Annotated in this window: 15 protein-coding genes and 1 pseudogene; 10 read left to right on the forward strand and 6 right to left on the reverse strand. The window is 60.3% G+C overall.

Annotation, left to right across the window (positions count from 1 at the left end; genetic code table 11):
• The 3 genes and pseudogenes from BM269_RS14735 to BM269_RS29990 form a co-directional block, all read right to left on the reverse strand.
• Positions 1–432 (reverse strand): annotated as a pseudogene (locus BM269_RS14735) (transposase); the annotation flags it as partial.
• A 537-nt stretch (positions 433–969) separates the two neighbouring features.
• Positions 970–1,158 carry a hypothetical protein gene (locus BM269_RS14740; RefSeq protein WP_090437977.1) on the reverse strand — a complete coding sequence of 63 codons (189 nt, stop codon included), beginning with the start codon at positions 1,156–1,158 and terminating at the stop codon, positions 970–972.
• Positions 1,159–1,545: 387 nt separating this feature from the next.
• Positions 1,546–1,674, reverse strand: a complete 129-nt coding sequence (locus BM269_RS29990) for a hypothetical protein (RefSeq protein ID WP_255372307.1) — start codon at positions 1,672–1,674, stop codon at positions 1,546–1,548.
• 841 nt (positions 1,675–2,515) lie between these two features.
• On the opposite strand from BM269_RS29990, the gene BM269_RS14750 reads away from it, so the two are divergent.
• Both BM269_RS14750 and BM269_RS14755 read left to right on the forward strand, forming a co-directional pair.
• A complete protein-coding gene (locus BM269_RS14750; RefSeq protein WP_090437981.1) occupies positions 2,516–2,725 on the forward strand; it encodes a cold-shock protein in 210 nt (69 codons plus the stop codon).
• A 370-nt stretch (positions 2,726–3,095) separates the two neighbouring features.
• Complete coding sequence (locus tag BM269_RS14755; protein WP_090437983.1) at positions 3,096–3,740, forward strand: protein-methionine-sulfoxide reductase heme-binding subunit MsrQ; 645 nt, start codon at positions 3,096–3,098, stop codon at positions 3,738–3,740.
• 21 nt (positions 3,741–3,761) lie between these two features.
• Here BM269_RS14755 and lysA read toward each other — a convergent pair whose 3' ends face one another.
• A complete protein-coding gene (lysA, locus tag BM269_RS14760) occupies positions 3,762–5,030 on the reverse strand; it encodes a diaminopimelate decarboxylase (RefSeq protein ID WP_090437985.1) in 1,269 nt (422 codons plus the stop codon).
• 4 nt (positions 5,031–5,034) lie between these two features.
• Positions 5,035–5,178, reverse strand: coding sequence for an LPS translocon maturation chaperone LptM (locus BM269_RS14765; protein WP_090437987.1), 144 nt, complete (start codon positions 5,176–5,178; stop codon positions 5,035–5,037).
• 72 nt (positions 5,179–5,250) lie between these two features.
• Here BM269_RS14765 and cyaY point away from each other — a divergent pair, with 72 nt between their 5' ends.
• Positions 5,251–5,583, forward strand: coding sequence for an iron donor protein CyaY (gene cyaY / locus BM269_RS14770; protein WP_090437989.1), 333 nt, complete (start codon positions 5,251–5,253; stop codon positions 5,581–5,583).
• 22 nt (positions 5,584–5,605) lie between these two features.
• On the opposite strand, the gene BM269_RS14775 is transcribed toward cyaY, so the two are convergent.
• Positions 5,606–7,873 (reverse strand): penicillin-binding protein 1A, encoded by a 2,268-nt coding sequence (locus BM269_RS14775; RefSeq protein ID WP_229204675.1) that lies wholly within the window; start codon positions 7,871–7,873, stop codon positions 5,606–5,608.
• A 362-nt stretch (positions 7,874–8,235) separates the two neighbouring features.
• On the opposite strand from BM269_RS14775, the gene BM269_RS14780 reads away from it, so the two are divergent.
• The 7 genes from BM269_RS14780 to aroKB all read left to right on the forward strand — a co-directional run bounded on the left by BM269_RS14780 (position 8,236) and on the right by aroKB (position 15,553).
• Positions 8,236–9,315: a pilus assembly protein PilM gene (locus BM269_RS14780; RefSeq protein ID WP_090437994.1), complete on the forward strand. Its 1,080-nt coding sequence runs from the start codon at positions 8,236–8,238 to the stop codon at positions 9,313–9,315.
• Entirely contained in the window at positions 9,315–9,953 is a 639-nt protein-coding gene (locus BM269_RS14785) for a PilN domain-containing protein (RefSeq protein WP_090437997.1), read from the forward strand. The genes BM269_RS14780 and BM269_RS14785 overlap by 1 nt, the downstream gene beginning before the upstream one ends.
• Positions 9,954–9,963: 10 nt before the next feature.
• Positions 9,964–10,653, forward strand: a complete 690-nt coding sequence (locus BM269_RS14790) for a type IV pilus inner membrane component PilO (RefSeq protein ID WP_090438000.1) — start codon at positions 9,964–9,966, stop codon at positions 10,651–10,653.
• Positions 10,650–11,177, forward strand: coding sequence for a pilus assembly protein PilP (locus BM269_RS14795; RefSeq protein WP_090438003.1), 528 nt, complete (start codon positions 10,650–10,652; stop codon positions 11,175–11,177). Before BM269_RS14790 ends, BM269_RS14795 begins: the two co-directional genes overlap by 4 nt.
• Complete coding sequence (gene pilQ / locus BM269_RS14800; protein ID WP_090438006.1) at positions 11,174–13,342, forward strand: type IV pilus secretin PilQ; 2,169 nt, start codon at positions 11,174–11,176, stop codon at positions 13,340–13,342. The genes BM269_RS14795 and pilQ overlap by 4 nt, the downstream gene beginning before the upstream one ends.
• 36 nt (positions 13,343–13,378) lie before the next feature.
• Positions 13,379–13,840, forward strand: coding sequence for an Ig-like domain-containing protein (locus BM269_RS14805; RefSeq protein ID WP_090438009.1), 462 nt, complete (start codon positions 13,379–13,381; stop codon positions 13,838–13,840).
• Positions 13,841–13,933: 93 nt separating this feature from the next.
• Positions 13,934–15,553: a bifunctional shikimate kinase/3-dehydroquinate synthase AroKB gene (gene aroKB / locus BM269_RS14810; RefSeq protein ID WP_373994396.1), complete on the forward strand. Its 1,620-nt coding sequence runs from the start codon at positions 13,934–13,936 to the stop codon at positions 15,551–15,553.

Here is a 15,553-nt window from a genome sequence, read left to right on the forward strand (position 1 = left end):
GCTTGGCGTCCTCCTGAGCGCGGCGCGACGGCTTGCGCCCCTGCCATGCGTAAAAGCCGCTGCGAGAGACATTGAAGACCCTGCAAAGCAAATCCGTCGGGTATCCGTCGAGTCGCACCGACTTCATGAACGCGTACCTGGCAGCGACTCCCTTGCAAAGTACGCCGTTGCTTTTTTTAGCACTTCCTTTTCCATGCGTTCAACGGCCAATTCTTTGCGCAGCCTAGCCACTTCCGCTTCAAGCTCCGCCACGCTGCGACTACCGGGAGCAGCCCCAGTATCATTGCTTCGCTTTGCAGCGTTAACCCAAGTCCCCAGTGTTCCCTTAGGAATGTCAAGCCGCTGCGCGGCTTCCTCCAGTGTCAGTCCCTGTGCGAGGACTAGTTTGACCGCCTCTGCCCGGAACTCCGGTGTGTATGTCTTCGATTTCATAAATGCTTCTCCCGTTGCTAAGTTTAACAAACGAGAGTGTCCGAAAAAGTCAGGTTACCTCACCTTACCTCGCCCGCGCTGAACGCTTGGCGAAAGCTTTGATTGCAGGAAGGGATTTGGTCCAGCTCGATCAGGTTCGTGAGAGGCAGACACCTTACCATGCATCTACGGCCAATGGGATTGGGCTTTCCTATGTGTCATCGTGAGTTGATGATTTATGGTGCCAGAGGCGATTGAAGGCTTGAAATCAAAAGAACGTAACGCTCAGCTGCATGGCAGCTGGTCGGTCGCTACCAAGACCCGCACATAGGCGCCAGCTGGAATGCTGACTTGATTCAGCACGCTGCCCCTGCAAATTTACAGAGCAATTGCGCAACCTAAGGTTGCCAACCGTTCTGTTTAGCGAAGGTTTTCTGGGATGTGAAGCGAAAGCCATGCAGTGCGAACTGCAATTGCTGACAAAATTTGAGGAGTCATGGAAGAGATTATTGAGCGCTGGCGGGAAGCGCACGGCAAACCATTGCCGAAGTTTACGGTCTAGCGAATGCGCAATTCACGGGTGATGACGGCGGACGCTGGCGTATCGAGAACGCGTGCAATCATTTCCGGAGCACAGCCCCGGTCAAATAGATACCGCACAGCGGCAAGTCGCGACTGCCTGGCCGCGATGTCGATTGCCGACCTGGCCAAACTTTGCATGTTGTGGTTCGGCCGGTCGGCATCCATGATGTTCTCCTGTAAGGAGTATGCGCCTTAATGGCAGACCGTTTGCTTCTTTTTTTTTACCAATGGTGCGTCGTGCTTGGTTGACTGGGAGTAGCCTCGCTTCATGACACGGCGCAAAGACACTATCACGGCTGAAAGACTTTCTGTTGCGCTGCTAACGCGAGCAGCGTTTGGAACTCAAGCCGGTTTGCGCACAGCCTTGTTTTACGGCGTTCAGGCACTTCTCGCAGAAGCGGTTTTCAATCGTCCATTGTCAAGAGTGCGCATTGCAGCGTCAGGAACTGACAACCTGACGGATAGAAGGAAGCATATTCGGTAGTTGCAGGTACGCAATGCCGATTTACTTCGGCGGCCGATGCGCTGTCCTGGCATACGTACGCTACTGTGTTAGCGCTGCTTTTGATCGCCTTTGCGGTGCGCGTAATCCCGACACCAAGCGCGCGGCATCACGTCTTCATTGGACATGATGCTGACGCCGATGCGGATGGCGAGCCCTGTCAAGCGCGAAAAATTCATGCAGTCGCCAATACAACACGTGTAGCAGCCGTGTAACTTTCTGTTTGCCACGCATACCTGGACGGCGTACTCTCAAGCTGAGTTACTTGCAAATTGAGGCAATCATGGACAGCACTTTGCTCAGCAGCAAGGCTGATGAATGCATTCATCGGATCGAATCGCAAGATGAGCAGCTTAGACACTTGAGGTTCAAGGTAGAGGTACATGCGACGCAGTTGCTAAAGGCAAGTGGCGCTGAACGGGAATTCGCCTATCAGTTGTACAAGCAATCAATGCGACGGCTGCTAAATTACCTTCAGACAAATTTCATCGACCAGACTTAGAGCTATCTCACGTGGAGCACGTGGTGAAGTGGACAAAGTACGAGCTTGGAATACGGCAGCGGTCGCAAGCCAAACCGCGAGACCGGTGTACTGCTCGATTTGTCCTAGGCTTTTTCATGGAAGTCCGCCATCTACTGATCGGAAAATGCGCTGGCGATCCGCAGCATCACTTACAGCACGTCTTGCAGGATCTGATGGAAGCTTGAGATGCCTGTTGCTCTGCGTCGTCCTTGCATACCTCCCTTGCTCAACTGTTGGCGACAAGCCCGCCCATTACCGGCCTTTCTATTGTTCACTTTTGAACCAGTCCCTTCAATGCAACAAACTCAACTCGGGCGGGGATTCACGCTCAACTAGTTGATAATGAATTATCATTTGGATACGTTGCAGGAGTGGTTGGTCCCTTTCTTGTTGCGCTCAGCACCGGCTCTTCAAGCTTGAGTCCTTCAGTTGCTGCAACTGCGTCCAAGTGCGAATCTTGAGACGTAACGATAATCACAATCAGAGGAGAGCGCGACATGTCTGTGCAGACTGGTACCGTTAAGTGGTTCAACGATGCAAAGGGATTCGGATTCATTACTCCAGACGGCGGTGGGGGCGACCTGTTCGCGCATTTTGGGGACATTCAAGCTGACGGTTTCAAAAGCCTGAAGGAGAACCAACGCGTGTCGTTCGAAAAAGGGACCAGCCCGAAAGGCGAGAAAGCCATCATGATCAGGGCCATCTAACAGTGCGGTAGTCGTACTTGGCATCTGGCTCACTCCAAGGGGTAGCGGATGCCAAGCAGGAGCGACGATGCCGACGTTTCAATGTGCTGGTTGGCCGATCCCTTTGTCAGAAGACCTCCGCATACTGAAACGGCGAGAGAATGAGACTGTCGAGTTTGGCATCGTCCACAGTATTTTGAATACAGCATTTGCACTAAGCGGTTCTTAAGTAGACATTTTCCGCAAATTTTGTACGTCAGGCTAAACTAGGGTTTTACTCCATTGGTATCTGACTGACTGTGTGCGAACCTCATAAGTACGCCTTCTACTCGAACGTGAATCCGGAAGTGGCGTCGCTGTACACCTGCATGGACTTAAAGAAGTCCTGCTGATGGCCTTCACTCCCACACCGCGCCAGCTGACGGCGATCAAATCCATCGCCTTCATGCTGGCGCTGGTGCCGTTCTTCGCGCTGGCCTACCTGGTTGCGACGGACCAGTTGGTCGAACCGCTGCAATACATCACGCGCAATACCGGGTCGTGGACCCTGTACTTCCTGTGCATCACGCTGGCGGTCACTCCGCTGCGCCGCTTGTCGGGCTGGAACTGGCTGCTCAAACTGCGCCGCATGATGGGGCTGTATGCCTTCTTCTACGCTTTTTTGCACTTCACCACTTTCCTGTGGTTCGATCACTTCTTCGATGTGCAGGAGATGCTGAAGGACGTCGTCAAGCGGCCGTTTATTACCGTCGGCTTCACTGCCTTCGTTTTGCTGGTGCCGCTGGCTGTGACCAGCACCAATGCCATGGTGCGCCGCCTGGGCGGCAAGCGCTGGCAGTTGCTGCATAAGCTGGTGTACGTCATCGCACCGCTGGGTATCTTGCACTTCTGGTGGATGCGGGCGGGCAAGCACGACTTCAACAAGCCGATTCTGTTCGGGTTGATCGTGCTGCTCTTGCTTGGGATGCGCGCCTGGTGGGCGCGCGCCGGTAAGCCGGCAAACATGGGTCGGACCCGAGGGTCCGACCCACGATGATCTTGCCCGGGCTTACCGGTTTTAGCGGATAAGGGATTCCAGCGCGAACAGGTCGGCCGGGTTTTCGCGCTGGCGCACGATGTGGACTTGGGTGCCGTCAACGATCAGCTCCACGGCGCGGCCGCGGGTGTTGTAGTTGGAGGCCATGGTCATGCCATAGGCGCCGGCGGTCTTCATCACCAGCAGGTCGCCGGCATCGACGCTCAGCTCGCGGTCGCGGGCCAGCCAGTCGCCGGATTCGCAGATCGGGCCGACCACGTCGAACATGGCGGCCGCGGCGCCGTTGCGCACCACTGGCTGCATGTCCATCCACGCCTGGTACATCGCGGGACGCGCCATATCGTTCATGGCCGCGTCGACGATGCAGAAATTCTTCTCTTCGCCGTGCTTGATGAATTCAACGCGGGTCAGCAGCACGCCGGCGTTGCCGACAATGGAGCGGCCCGGTTCGAAGATCACCTTGATCGGTGCGCCGCCGTGCTTCTCGTTGCGCCAGGTGTCGATGCGCTTGAACAGGCGCGCCAGGTAGTCGCCGACCGGCACCGGTGCGCCGTCGCCATAGTCGATACCGAGGCCGCCGCCGATATCCAGGTGGTGCAGCTGGATGCCTTCGGCGCCCAGGGCGTCGATCAGTTCAATCAGCTTGTCCAGTGCTTCCAGCAGCGGCGCGTCGTCCAGCAGCTGCGAGCCGATATGGCAGTCGATGCCCGACACGTCCAGGTGCGGCAGCTTGGCGGCCGTGCGGTAGGTTACCAGCGCATCGTCGAAGGCTACGCCGAATTTGTTGGCTTTCAGGCCGGTGGCGATGTAGGGGTGGGTCTTGGCGTCTACGTTCGGGTTCACGCGCAGCGAGATGCGCGCCTTCTTGCCCATGCCGCCTGCCACTTCGTTCAGGCGGTGCAGTTCGGGGATCGATTCGACGTTGAAGCACAGGATGTCGTGTTCCAGCGCCAAGCGCATTTCTTCCACGCTCTTGCCGACGCCGGAGAAGATCACTTTCTTCGGGTCACCGCCGGCGGCGATCACGCGCAGCAGTTCGCCGCCCGACACGATGTCGAAGCCGGCGCCGCGGCGGGCCAGCAGGTCGAGGATGGCAAGGTTGGAGTTCGCCTTCATCGCATAGCACACCAGCGCATCGCGGCCGGCGCAGGCGTTGGCATAGGAGTCGAAGTTTTCGGTGAGCTGGGACTTGGAGTAGACGTAGGCGGGGGTGCCGTACTGCGCCGCGATGGAATCGAGCGCGACGCCTTCGGCGTGCAGCACGCCGTTCTGGTATTCGAAGTGGGACATAAGCTTACTGTTGGGATGCTGGTGGTGTGGACGGAACCGGAGCCGCCGGTGGCGCCACGCCCGGTTTCGCCTCGGAGGCGGGCTTGGCGGGTCGCTTGGGCATATAGAGGGGGCCGGTTTGGCCGCATCCGGCCAGCAGGGCTGCCATGGTAAGGACAGCAAGTGCGATTGGGGACTTCACGATTAAAATAGGGGCTTGATAGGAATCTTGGAGTGTAGCATGACCGAATCGGAATTTTTGGACCTGGCCGAGGCGACCCTGGATGCGATCGAAGCATCGCTCGACCGCCTGTGCGAGCAGGACATGGTGGATGTGGAGTGCAGCCGCAGCGGCAATGTGCTGGAGATCGAGTTTGTCGAGAACGGATCGAAGGTGATCATCAACTCGCAGGCGCCGATGCAGGAGCTGTGGGTGGCGGCGCGCTCGGGTGGTTTCCACTATCGCCAGGTGGAGGGCAAGTGGACGGATACGCGCCGCGGGACGGAGTTGTATGCGGCGCTGTCGGAGATCGTGACGGAGCAGGGCGGGGCGCCGGTGGTGGTGGCGCCTTAAGAACCGCCCATCCGGCGCCGGTTTAGAACAGTTCGTTCTTGACGGCGTCCTTCTGCTTTTCCTCCGCCGGCGTGCCGCGGGTGGCGCCTTCCAGGCTGTCGATCCCCACGCCCGGAGGATTCTCCGCATAGTAGTACTCGCCATCCTGGGCAATAATGCCCTGTGGAATCGACCTTTCCTCCACTGGAATACTCTTCAGTGCCTTGCCCATGTAGCTGATCCAGATCGGCAGGGCCAGGCCGCCGCCGGTTTCCTTGTTGCCCAGGTTCTTGGGCTGGTCGAAACCGATCCAGGCGATGCCCACCAGCTTGGCCTGGTAGCCGGCAAACCAGGCGTCGATCGAATCGTTGGTGGTGCCGGTCTTGCCTGCGATGTCGGGGCGCTTGAGCGACAGCGCGCGGGTTGCCGTACCGAAGCGCACCACGTCCTTCATCATCGAATCCATCAGGAAGGCATTGCGTTCGTCGATCACGCGGTTCTTTTCGTCGCCGGCCTTGTCCGGGTTGGCCTGCGACAGCACTTTGCCGTTGGAATCGGTGACCTTGGCGATCAGGTAAGGCGAGATCTTGTAGCCGCCGTTGGCAAACACCGCGTAGGCGCCGGCCATCTGCATCGGCGTCACGCCGCCGGCGCCCAGGGCCAGGGTCAGGTAGGGCGGGTTGCGTTCCGGATCGAAGCCGAAGCGGGTGGTGTATTCCTGTCCGTACTTGGCGCCGATGCGGTGCAGGATGCGGATCGAGATCATGTTCTTCGACTTGGTCAGGCCGCGCCGCATGGTCATCGGGCCTTCATACTTGCCGTCGTAGTTCTTCGGCTCCCAGGCCTGGCCGCCGGTCTGGCCGGCGTCGAAGGAGATCGGCGCGTCGTTGATCATGGTGGCCGGCGACAGGCCGCGCTCCAGCGAAGCTGAATAAATGAAAGGCTTGAACGAGGAACCCGGCTGGCGCCAGGCCTGGGTCACGTGGTTGAACTTGTTGCGGTTGTAGTCGAAGCCGCCCACCATGGCCTTGATCGCGCCATCCTCGGTGCTGGCCGAGACGAAGGCCGATTCCACCTCCGGCATCTGGGTGATCTGCCAATCCTTGTCGTCCTGCATGACGCGGATCACGGCGCCACGGCGGATACGCTTGTTGGGCGGGTTCTTGTCCGAAAGCCAGTTCTTGCCCATGGCCAGGCCAGCGCCCTTGATGGTGATTTCCTCGCCGGAGGCGGTGACGGCCACCACCTTGTCGGCGGCGGCGGCCAGCACCATGGCCGCCACGATATTGTCGCTGTCCGGATGCTCGGCCAGTTCGGTTTCGATGATTTCGTCGGCTTCCGATTTATTGGCGGGCAGGTCGACATACGATTCCGGTCCGCGGTAGGCATGGCGCTTCTCGTACTCCATGACACCACTGCGCAGCGCCAGGTAGGCCGCGTCCTGGTCGGCCTTGGTGATCGTGGTGAACACGTTCAGGCCGCGCGTGTAAGTCTCTTCCTTGAACTGCTCGTAGACCAGCTGGCGCGCCATTTCCGCAACATATTCGGCATGAACACCAAACGCGCTGCTGTCTGTTTTCACTTTTAACTGTTCATTCTTCGCCGTCTCGTACTGTGCGGGCGTAATATAGCCAAGCTGGGCCATGCGTTGCAGGATGTACTGCTGGCGCACCTTGGCGCGCTTCGGGTTGACCACCGGGTTGTAGGCCGAAGGCGCTTTAGGCAGGCCGGCCAGCATGGCCGCTTCCGCCACGCTAATGTCTTTCAGGTTCTTGCCGAAATAGATTTGGGCGGCCGAAGCAAAGCCGTAGGCCCGCTGCCCCAGGTAGATCTGGTTCATGTAGACCTCCAGGATCTGGTCCTTGGTCAGGTTCTGCTCGATCTTCCAGGCCAGCAGCGCTTCGTAGGCCTTGCGCTTGAACGTCTGCTCGCTGGAGAGGAAGAAGTTGCGCGCCACCTGCTGCGTGATGGTGGATGCCCCCTGGCGGGCGCCGCCGGTTGCGTTGTGGACTGCGGCGCGCAGGATGCCCCAGTAGTCGACGCCGCCGTGTTCATAGAAGTTGCTGTCTTCAATGGCCAGCACCGCCTGCTTCATGACGTCGGGGATGTCCTTGATATGCACCAGGTTGCGGCGCTCTTCGCCGAACTCGCCGAGCAGCACGTTGTCGGCCGAGTAGATCCGCAGCGGCATTTTCGGCCGGTAGTCGGTAATGGTATCGAGCGACGGCAGGTTGGGGTAGGCCAGGGCCAGGCCGAAGACCACCAGCAGCACGCCGGCCAGGATCAGGCCCAGCAAGGAAATCAGGGCCATCAGCAGAAAACCCTTCGGCGATTTTTTTGCCGTGGTTTCGTGGTTGTTTGCAGTCATATGCGGCTTCACTAAGTTTTATGCAAGGCATTATAAATGAGGGCCTGTGCGCCTGAGCGCACGTGATCTCCGGAAATATTTGCTGTGGGCAACCAAGCAACTTAGTTTCTTGATATGCCATTAATTGCAACATTGGGTGTGGCAAATCCCTCACAAAACATTAATGGTGCACTGGAGAAATATCTTTACACGGCGCTGACAATGTTGCTAGCATCTAATGTACTGTCTCATGTTTGCGGTCTAAACACGGGTTTTTAAACGAATTTGGATATGTAAATGTCTATGGAGTTGTCAGGAGTGCATCCATGCCATTGGACTTGAAAGCCCTGTTTGGCGGCGCCCAAGGCCCGCTGGTTGGCTTAGATATCAGCACCTCGAGTGTGCGTATGGTGGAATTGTCCGATGCGGGCAAGGACGGCATGCGCCTGGAGCGGTGCGCCTCAGAGCCTCTACCGCGCGGCGCAGTTGCCGACGGCAATATTGAAAATATGGAGCAAGTGGTCGAGGCGGTGCGCCGCCTGATCAAGAAAAGCGGCACGCGCGCCAAGAACGTCGCGCTGGGCATGCCGCCTGCTTCCGTGATTACCAAGAAAATCGTGCTGCCGGCCGGTTTGTCGGAGCAGCAGCTCGAACTGCAGGTCGAGTCCGAGGCTGCCCAGTACATCCCGTTCGCGCTGGACGAGGTGAGCCTGGACTTCGACGTGATCGGGCCGGTTGCCAACTCGCTGGAAGACATCGAGGTGATGCTGGCAGCAGCGCGCCGCGAAAAAGTCGTCGACCGGGTGGCCATCGCTGAAGAGGCTGGCATGAAAGCGACGGTGGTGGATGTCGAATCCTACGCCGCGCGCGCCGCATTGGACCACGTCACCTCCCAGCTGCCGAATGCCGGCGCCGGCCAGGTGATCGCGCTGTTCCAGATCGGCGCCGTGTCGACCCAGATTTCGGTGATGCTGGATGGCGCGACCGTGTATGAGCGCGAGCAGCCGTTCGGCGGCAACTCGCTGACCCAGGATATCGTGCGTTCCTACGGCCTGGCTTTCGAAGAGGCCGAAGCGCGCAAGAAGGCGGGCGACCTGCCGGAGAACTACCAGTCCGACGTGCTGGCCCCGTGGCTGGAAGGCGCGGCGCTGGAAGTGACGCGTGCGATCCAGTTCTTCTTCACGTCGACGCCGTTCACCAAGATCGACCAGATCTTCCTGGCGGGCGGCTGCGCCGTGTTGCCGGGCTTGCTGGACATGATCGCCAGCCGCACCCGTATTTCCAGCGCCGTTATTTCGCCGTTCAAAGGCATGCAGCTGGCGTCCGGCGTGCGTGAACAGGCCCTGCGCAGCGATGCGCCGGCATACCTGGTGGCCTGCGGCCTTGCCATGCGGAGGTTTGGCTGATGATACGCATTAACCTTCTCCCACACCGGGAAGAAAAACGCGCACTGCGCAAAAAAGCCTTTTACGCGATGCTGGGCATCGGGTTTGGCGTGGGCGCGACCATCGTCGCGATGGTGGGCGGCTATAACGCACGTGCCATCTCGATCCAGTCGCTGCGCAACGAGGAGTTGACAGGCGCCATCGTCGAACTGGACAAGAAGATTGTCGAAATCAAGACGCTGCGCGAAGAGATCGATGCGCTGAAGGCGCGCCAGCAAGCGGTGGAAGACTTGCAGGCCGACCGTAACCAGCCGGTCTACCTGATGGATGAACTGGTCAAACAGACTCCGCCGGGTGTGTTCCTGAAGACGGTCAAGCAGGAAGCGCAGAAAGTCACGCTGACCGGTAGCGCCCAGTCGCAGGAACGGGTGTCCGAGCTGCTGCGCAACCTGTCGGGCAATTCGCCATGGCTGGAACGCCCCGACCTGCAGGAAGTCAAAGCCGGCACGATTGGCGGCAAGGACAAGGCAAGCGGTCGCGCCATTGTCGAATTCCAGCTGTCGGTCATGATCAAGCGTCCACGCGACAAGGACGAAAACCCGGACGGCAAGGCGGGCGCCAAACCTGGCGCCAAGCCAACTGCCGAAGCCAAGTCCTGAGAACATAACCATGGCAACTGATTTGAAACAATTAGATGAGGTGCTCAAGGACCAGTTCCGGAACTTGAGCGGGGTGCACCCAGGCCTGTGGCCGATCCTGCCACGCATGCTGCTGGCGCTGGGCGTGGCGGCAGTGGCGGTCGCGGGGGGCTATTTCCTGTATTGGCAGTCGCAGTACGAGGAACTGGAAGCGGGCGCACAGAAGGAAGTGCAGCTGCGCGACGAGTTCAAGCAGAAGGTCGCGCAAGCGGTCAACCTGGAAGAACTCAAGCGGCAGAAAGAGCAAGTCGACAAGTACGTGGTGCAGATGGAGAAGCAGCTGCCGGGCAAAGCTGAAATGGCGGCGCTGCTGTCGGACATCAACAATGCCGGCACCGGGCGCGGCCTGACCTTCGAACTGTTCAAGCCGAACCGCGTCGACGTCAAGGATTACTATGCCGAGCAGCCGATCGAACTGCGCGTCAACGGCAGCTACCATGATTTGGGTGCCTTTGCCGGCGACCTGGCGGGCATGGCACGTATCGTTACGCTCAACAACGTTTCGCTGGATGTGAAGGCGAAAGAAGGCGGCAAGGATTTGCCAGCCGGTACCTTGCAACTGAATGCCATCGCGAAAACCTTCCGCTATCTCGATCCGGAGGAAGTGGCAGAGCAGCGCAAAGTAGCAAACGAGAAGAAAAAGGGAGATAAGAAGAAATGAAGAAGCTTACCCCCCTCGCCCTCGCGCTGCTGCTGACCGCTTGCGGTGAGAGCGATGTGCAGCAGGTGCGTACCTGGATGAAGGAAGTCGAAAGCCAGACCCAGCCGACCGTCAAGCCGCTGGCCGAGCCGAAGACCTTCTTCCCGTTTGCCTACGTGGCCGGCGATGCGCTGGATCCGTTCAACGCCAGCAAGCTGCTGACCGAACTGGCCAAGAGCCGCGCGGGCGGCGCCCAGGCGCCGGACCAGAACCGGCGCAAGGAATTCCTCGAGAGCTTCCCGCTGGATGCCATGAAGATGGTCGGCACCATGGAAAAAAATAATCTGGTGAATGGTCTGTTGCAGATCGACCGCACCGTCTACCAGGTCAAGAAGGGACAGTACGTGGGACAGAATTATGGTTTGATCACCGCGGTCACGGATGACGCGATCACGGTGCGTGAAATTGTTCAGGATGCGGCCGGCGACTGGGTCGAGCGCATGTCGAAGCTGGAACTGCAGGAAAGTAAGGAGAGCTCCAAATGATCGCCATCAGAACCCTGAAGCGCTTGTGCCGCCAGGCTAGCGTAATGCTGGCATTGGCCGGCAGCGCAGCTGTTGCGCAGGCCCAGCAAGGCAACGCGATCGAATCGATCACGGCCAACCAGCAGGGCAGCAATGTGATCGTGAAGATCGCAATGAAGGACACGCCGCAAAAGCTGCCGGTCGGCTTTGCCATTACCAATCCGGCCCGGATCGCGCTCGATTTCGGGCAGACCGCCAATGCCACCGGCAAGACCAGCCAGGACCTGAACATGGGTGACCTGGCCAGCGTCAACGTGGTGCAGGCGGGCGACCGTTCGCGCCTGGTGTTCAACCTGAAGCGCACGCTGAACTACGCCACGGCGTTGGACGGCAAGAACGTGATCCTGACCATCGACGCCTCCGGCGGCGTGGCGCAGGCGGTGGATGCGCGCGGCCTGCCGGTCGCGGCAGCCAAGCCGGCAGTGCCGGCGCCTGCCGGCAAGCAAGCGCTGCGCGATATCGATTTCCGCCGCGGTAACAATGGCGAAGGCCGCGTCGTGATCGACCTGCCGAACAACCAGGTCGCGGTCGACGTGCGCCAGACCCCGACCGGGGTGGTGGTGGACTTCCTGAAGACCACCTTGCCGGAAACCCTGCGCCGCCGCCTGGACGTGACCGACTTCGGCACGCCAGTCAACCGCGTCACCACCGTACCGCAAGGCGAGAACGTGCGCATGACCGTGGAAGCGCATGGCCTGTGGGAACAGAGCGTGTACCAGAGCGAAACCCAGCTGGTGGTGGACGTCAAGCCGATCAAGGAAGACCCGAACAAGCTGGTGCAGGGCACCCAGGGCTACCGCGGCGAAAAACTGTCGTTCAACTTCCAGAACGTGGAAGTGCGCGCAGCGCTGCAGGCAATTGCCGACATCTCCGGCCTGAACATCATCACCAGCGACAGCGTGCAGGGCAACCTGACCCTGCGCCTGAAAGAAGTCCCATGGGACCAGGCGCTGGACGTGGTGCTGCAGGCCAAAGGCCTGGACATGCGCAAGAATGGCAGCGTGCTGTGGATCGCGCCGAAGGAAGAACTGCTGACCAAGGAAAAGCTGGAACTGGAGCAGCGCGCCCAGATCGCCGACCTGGAGCCGCTCAAGTCTGAAATCTTCCAGCTGAACTACCAGAAGGCGGAAGCGTTCAAGACCGTGTTCGGCATTGAAGGCGGCGGCGACACCAAGAACCGCATCCTGTCCAAGCGTGGCAGCGCCATCATCGAAAGCCGCACCAACCAGCTGTTCGTGACCGATATCGCGGCCAAGCTGGAAGAAGTACGCAAGCTGATCCAGAAGACCGACGTCGCCACCAAACAGGTGCTGATCGAAGCCCGTATCGTCGAAGCGTCCGACACCTTCACCCGCAACCTGGGTGCCAAGCTGGGCTTTGCCGACATGCGCGCCATCCGTGGCGGCGACGCCGGCTGGGGCATCGGCAACGGCAACAACCGCGTTGGCCTGAGCGGTAGCCAGACCGGCATGGGCCAGGCCCAGGGCGTGGTGAAGATCAACAACGGTATCGATGACTACGGCAATATGCAGTTCATCAACCTGCCTGCGTCCTCGATCAACGGCGCCCAGGCCGGCAGCCTGGCGGTCAGCCTGTTCAACCAGGCCGCCAACCGCTTCCTGAACCTGGAATTGTCGGCCCTGGAAGCCGACGGCACCGGCAAGATCATTTCCAGCCCACGCGTGGTGACCGCCGACAAGGCGCCAGCCGTGATCGAACAGGGTGTGGAACTGCCATACCAGGTGGCAACTTCGTCCGGCGCGACCTCGATCGTGTTCCGCAAGGCCAACCTGAAGCTGGACGTGGTGCCGCAAATCACGCCGGATGGCAACGTGGTGCTGGACGTCGACGTCAACAAAGACTCGGTGGGGCAGGAAACCCGCGCCGGTTTCGCGATCGACACCAAGCACGTGAAGACCCAGGTGATGGTGGAGAACGGCGGCACCGTGGTGCTGGGCGGTATCTACCAGCAGACCGAGCGCAACGTCACCAACAAGGTGCCGCTGCTGGGCGACGTGCCGATCCTGGGCAACCTGTTCAAACAGAATTCGCGTACCAATGACAAGACTGAACTGCTGGTCTTCATTACGCCGAAAATCGTTACCGACCGCCTCTCTGCGCGTTGAGACGAAGCATAGTGTCATCAGAATAAAGGAAAGAACATGGCAAACGTAGTATTCCGAAAACTGTCCGGCCTGGTGGGCGCGCTGGCCTGCGCCGGCCTGCTGGCCGCCTGCGGCGGCGGCGGCGGCAATCCTGGCGTCAGCAGCACCGACCCGGATCCGCTGACCCCCAAGGCCGCCAGCGTGATCGTCAGCTCCAGCTCCAACACCATTGCCGCCTCCGGCGTCGACGGCACCGAAGTGACCATTACCGCGATTGTCAAGGACAGCGGCAACCAGGCCGTGCCTGGCGCCACCGTGCTGTTCAAGACCACCGCCGGCACCATCAGCAATAGCGGCGCGGTCACCGACAGCACCGGCACCGTGTCGGAGAAGCTGAGCGTGAAAGGCGTCACCGTGGACGGCGTTGCGCAGCCGACCAAGCTGCAAATCAAGATTTCCGCCGGCGTCAAAGGGGTCGAGAACGTCAGTTCCAACACCATCACCGTCGAGACGGTGTAAGTGCGACCCGGGCGGCACCTGCCCTGCGGCAGGCTGCTGCCGTGCAATTTGCGCTATCATGCGTGAATGCAAAATGTTTACTTAGTTGGGTTGATGGGGGCGGGCAAGACGACCATTGGTCGCCAGCTCGCCCGCAAGCTGGGCTTGCGGTTTGTCGATTCCGATCATGAAATAGAAAGCCGCACCGGGGCCTCGATCCCGTGGATCTTCGAGATCGAAGGCGAAGCGGCCTTTCGCCGGCGCGAAGCGGAAGTCATCCGCGAGCTGACCAGCGAGCAAGGCCTGGTGCTGGCCACCGGCGGCGGCGCCATCCTCAATGAAGCCAGCCGTACCCTGCTGCAGGCACGCGGCACCGTGATCTACCTGCGTGCCTCGATCAACTCGATCCTGTCGCGTACCGCGCACGACAAGAACCGGCCCCTGCTGCAGACCGCCGATCCCCGCAAGAAACTCGAAGAATTGCTGGCGCAGCGCGAGCCGCTGTACATGGACATGGCCGACCTGGTCATCGACACCGGCCGCCCCAACGTACCATCGATGGTCCAGAACATCATCAACCAACTCGATGCGCTGGCCTGCCAGGCCGCGCCCAATTGCGTGACCCAGGCACAACCCGCCATGAACGAACAAACCAATATCCTGCTCCAGGTCGACCTGGCCGAGCGCAGCTACCCGATCGCCATCGGCCCGGCGCTGCTGGACGATGCCAGCCTGCTGGCCAAATACGTGGGCGGCAAGAAGGTCGCCATCGTCTCCAACGACACGGTGGCGCCGCTGTACATGGAGCGCGTGCGCGCCCCGCTGGCCGCGGCCGGCAAGGAAGTGATCGAGGTGGTGCTGCCCGACGGCGAAGAGCACAAGCACTGGGCATCGCTGATGCAGGTGTTCGATGCGCTGCTGGCCAACAAGGCCGACCGCAAGACCACCCTGGTGGCGCTGGGCGGTGGGGTGATCGGCGACATGACCGGCTACGCTGCCGCTTCGTACATGCGCGGCGTCGACTTCGTGCAGTTGCCGACCACTTTGCTGTCCCAGGTCGATTCCTCGGTGGGCGGCAAGACCGGCATCAACCACCCGCTGGGCAAGAACATGATCGGCGCCTTCTACCAGCCGAAGGCGGTGATCGCCGACACCAGCACGCTGGAAACGCTGCCGGTGCGCGAACTGTCGGCCGGCCTGGCCGAAGTGATCAAGTACGGCTGCATCATCGACCTGCCGTTCTTCGACTGGATCGAAGCGAACATGGGCTTGCTGATGGCGCGCGACAAGGGTGCGCTGGCGTATGCCATCGCCCGTTCCTGCGAGATCAAGGCCGACGTGGTGCGCCAGGACGAGCGCGAAGGCGGCCTGCGCGCGATCCTGAATTTCGGCCACACCTTCGGCCACGCCATCGAGGCGGGCATGGGCTACGGTGCCTGGCTGCACGGCGAGGCGGTCGGTTGCGGCATGGTGATGGCGGCCGACCTGTCGCAGCGCCTGGGCTTCATCGACACCGCCACGGTGGAACGCATCCGCGACCTGGTGTCGGCAGCCGGCTTGCCGATCGCGGCGCCTGACCTGGGCCGCGGGCGCTGGCTGGAGCTGATGGAAGTGGACAAGAAGAACGAGGGCGGCGCGATCAAGTTCATCCTGCTCGACCCGCTGGGCAAAGCCCGCATCACGACGGCGCCGCAGGACCTGCTGTGGCAAACCCTGGCTGCCTGCACGGAGTGA

The organism is Duganella sp. CF458 (assembly GCF_900113115.1).
Lineage (GTDB): Bacteria > Pseudomonadota > Gammaproteobacteria > Burkholderiales > Burkholderiaceae_D > Rugamonas.

Coding starts and splice junctions, on each gene's coding strand:
- BM269_RS14740 (WP_090437977.1), bottom strand. CDS start 1,158: ATGGATGCCGACCGGCCGAACCACAACATGCAAAGTTTGGCCAGGTCG.
- BM269_RS29990 (WP_255372307.1), bottom strand. CDS start 1,674: ATGAATTTTTCGCGCTTGACAGGGCTCGCCATCCGCATCGGCGTCAGC.
- BM269_RS14750 (WP_090437981.1), top strand. CDS start 2,516: ATGTCTGTGCAGACTGGTACCGTTAAGTGGTTCAACGATGCAAAGGGA.
- BM269_RS14755 (WP_090437983.1), top strand. CDS start 3,096: ATGGCCTTCACTCCCACACCGCGCCAGCTGACGGCGATCAAATCCATC.
- lysA (WP_090437985.1), bottom strand. CDS start 5,030: ATGTCCCACTTCGAATACCAGAACGGCGTGCTGCACGCCGAAGGCGTC.
- BM269_RS14765 (WP_090437987.1), bottom strand. CDS start 5,178: ATGGCAGCCCTGCTGGCCGGATGCGGCCAAACCGGCCCCCTCTATATG.
- cyaY (WP_090437989.1), top strand. CDS start 5,251: ATGACCGAATCGGAATTTTTGGACCTGGCCGAGGCGACCCTGGATGCG.
- BM269_RS14775 (WP_229204675.1), bottom strand. CDS start 7,873: ATGGCCCTGATTTCCTTGCTGGGCCTGATCCTGGCCGGCGTGCTGCTG.
- BM269_RS14780 (WP_090437994.1), top strand. CDS start 8,236: ATGCCATTGGACTTGAAAGCCCTGTTTGGCGGCGCCCAAGGCCCGCTG.
- BM269_RS14785 (WP_090437997.1), top strand. CDS start 9,315: ATGATACGCATTAACCTTCTCCCACACCGGGAAGAAAAACGCGCACTG.
- BM269_RS14790 (WP_090438000.1), top strand. CDS start 9,964: ATGGCAACTGATTTGAAACAATTAGATGAGGTGCTCAAGGACCAGTTC.
- BM269_RS14795 (WP_090438003.1), top strand. CDS start 10,650: ATGAAGAAGCTTACCCCCCTCGCCCTCGCGCTGCTGCTGACCGCTTGC.
- pilQ (WP_090438006.1), top strand. CDS start 11,174: ATGATCGCCATCAGAACCCTGAAGCGCTTGTGCCGCCAGGCTAGCGTA.
- BM269_RS14805 (WP_090438009.1), top strand. CDS start 13,379: ATGGCAAACGTAGTATTCCGAAAACTGTCCGGCCTGGTGGGCGCGCTG.
- aroKB (WP_373994396.1), top strand. CDS start 13,934: ATGGGGGCGGGCAAGACGACCATTGGTCGCCAGCTCGCCCGCAAGCTG.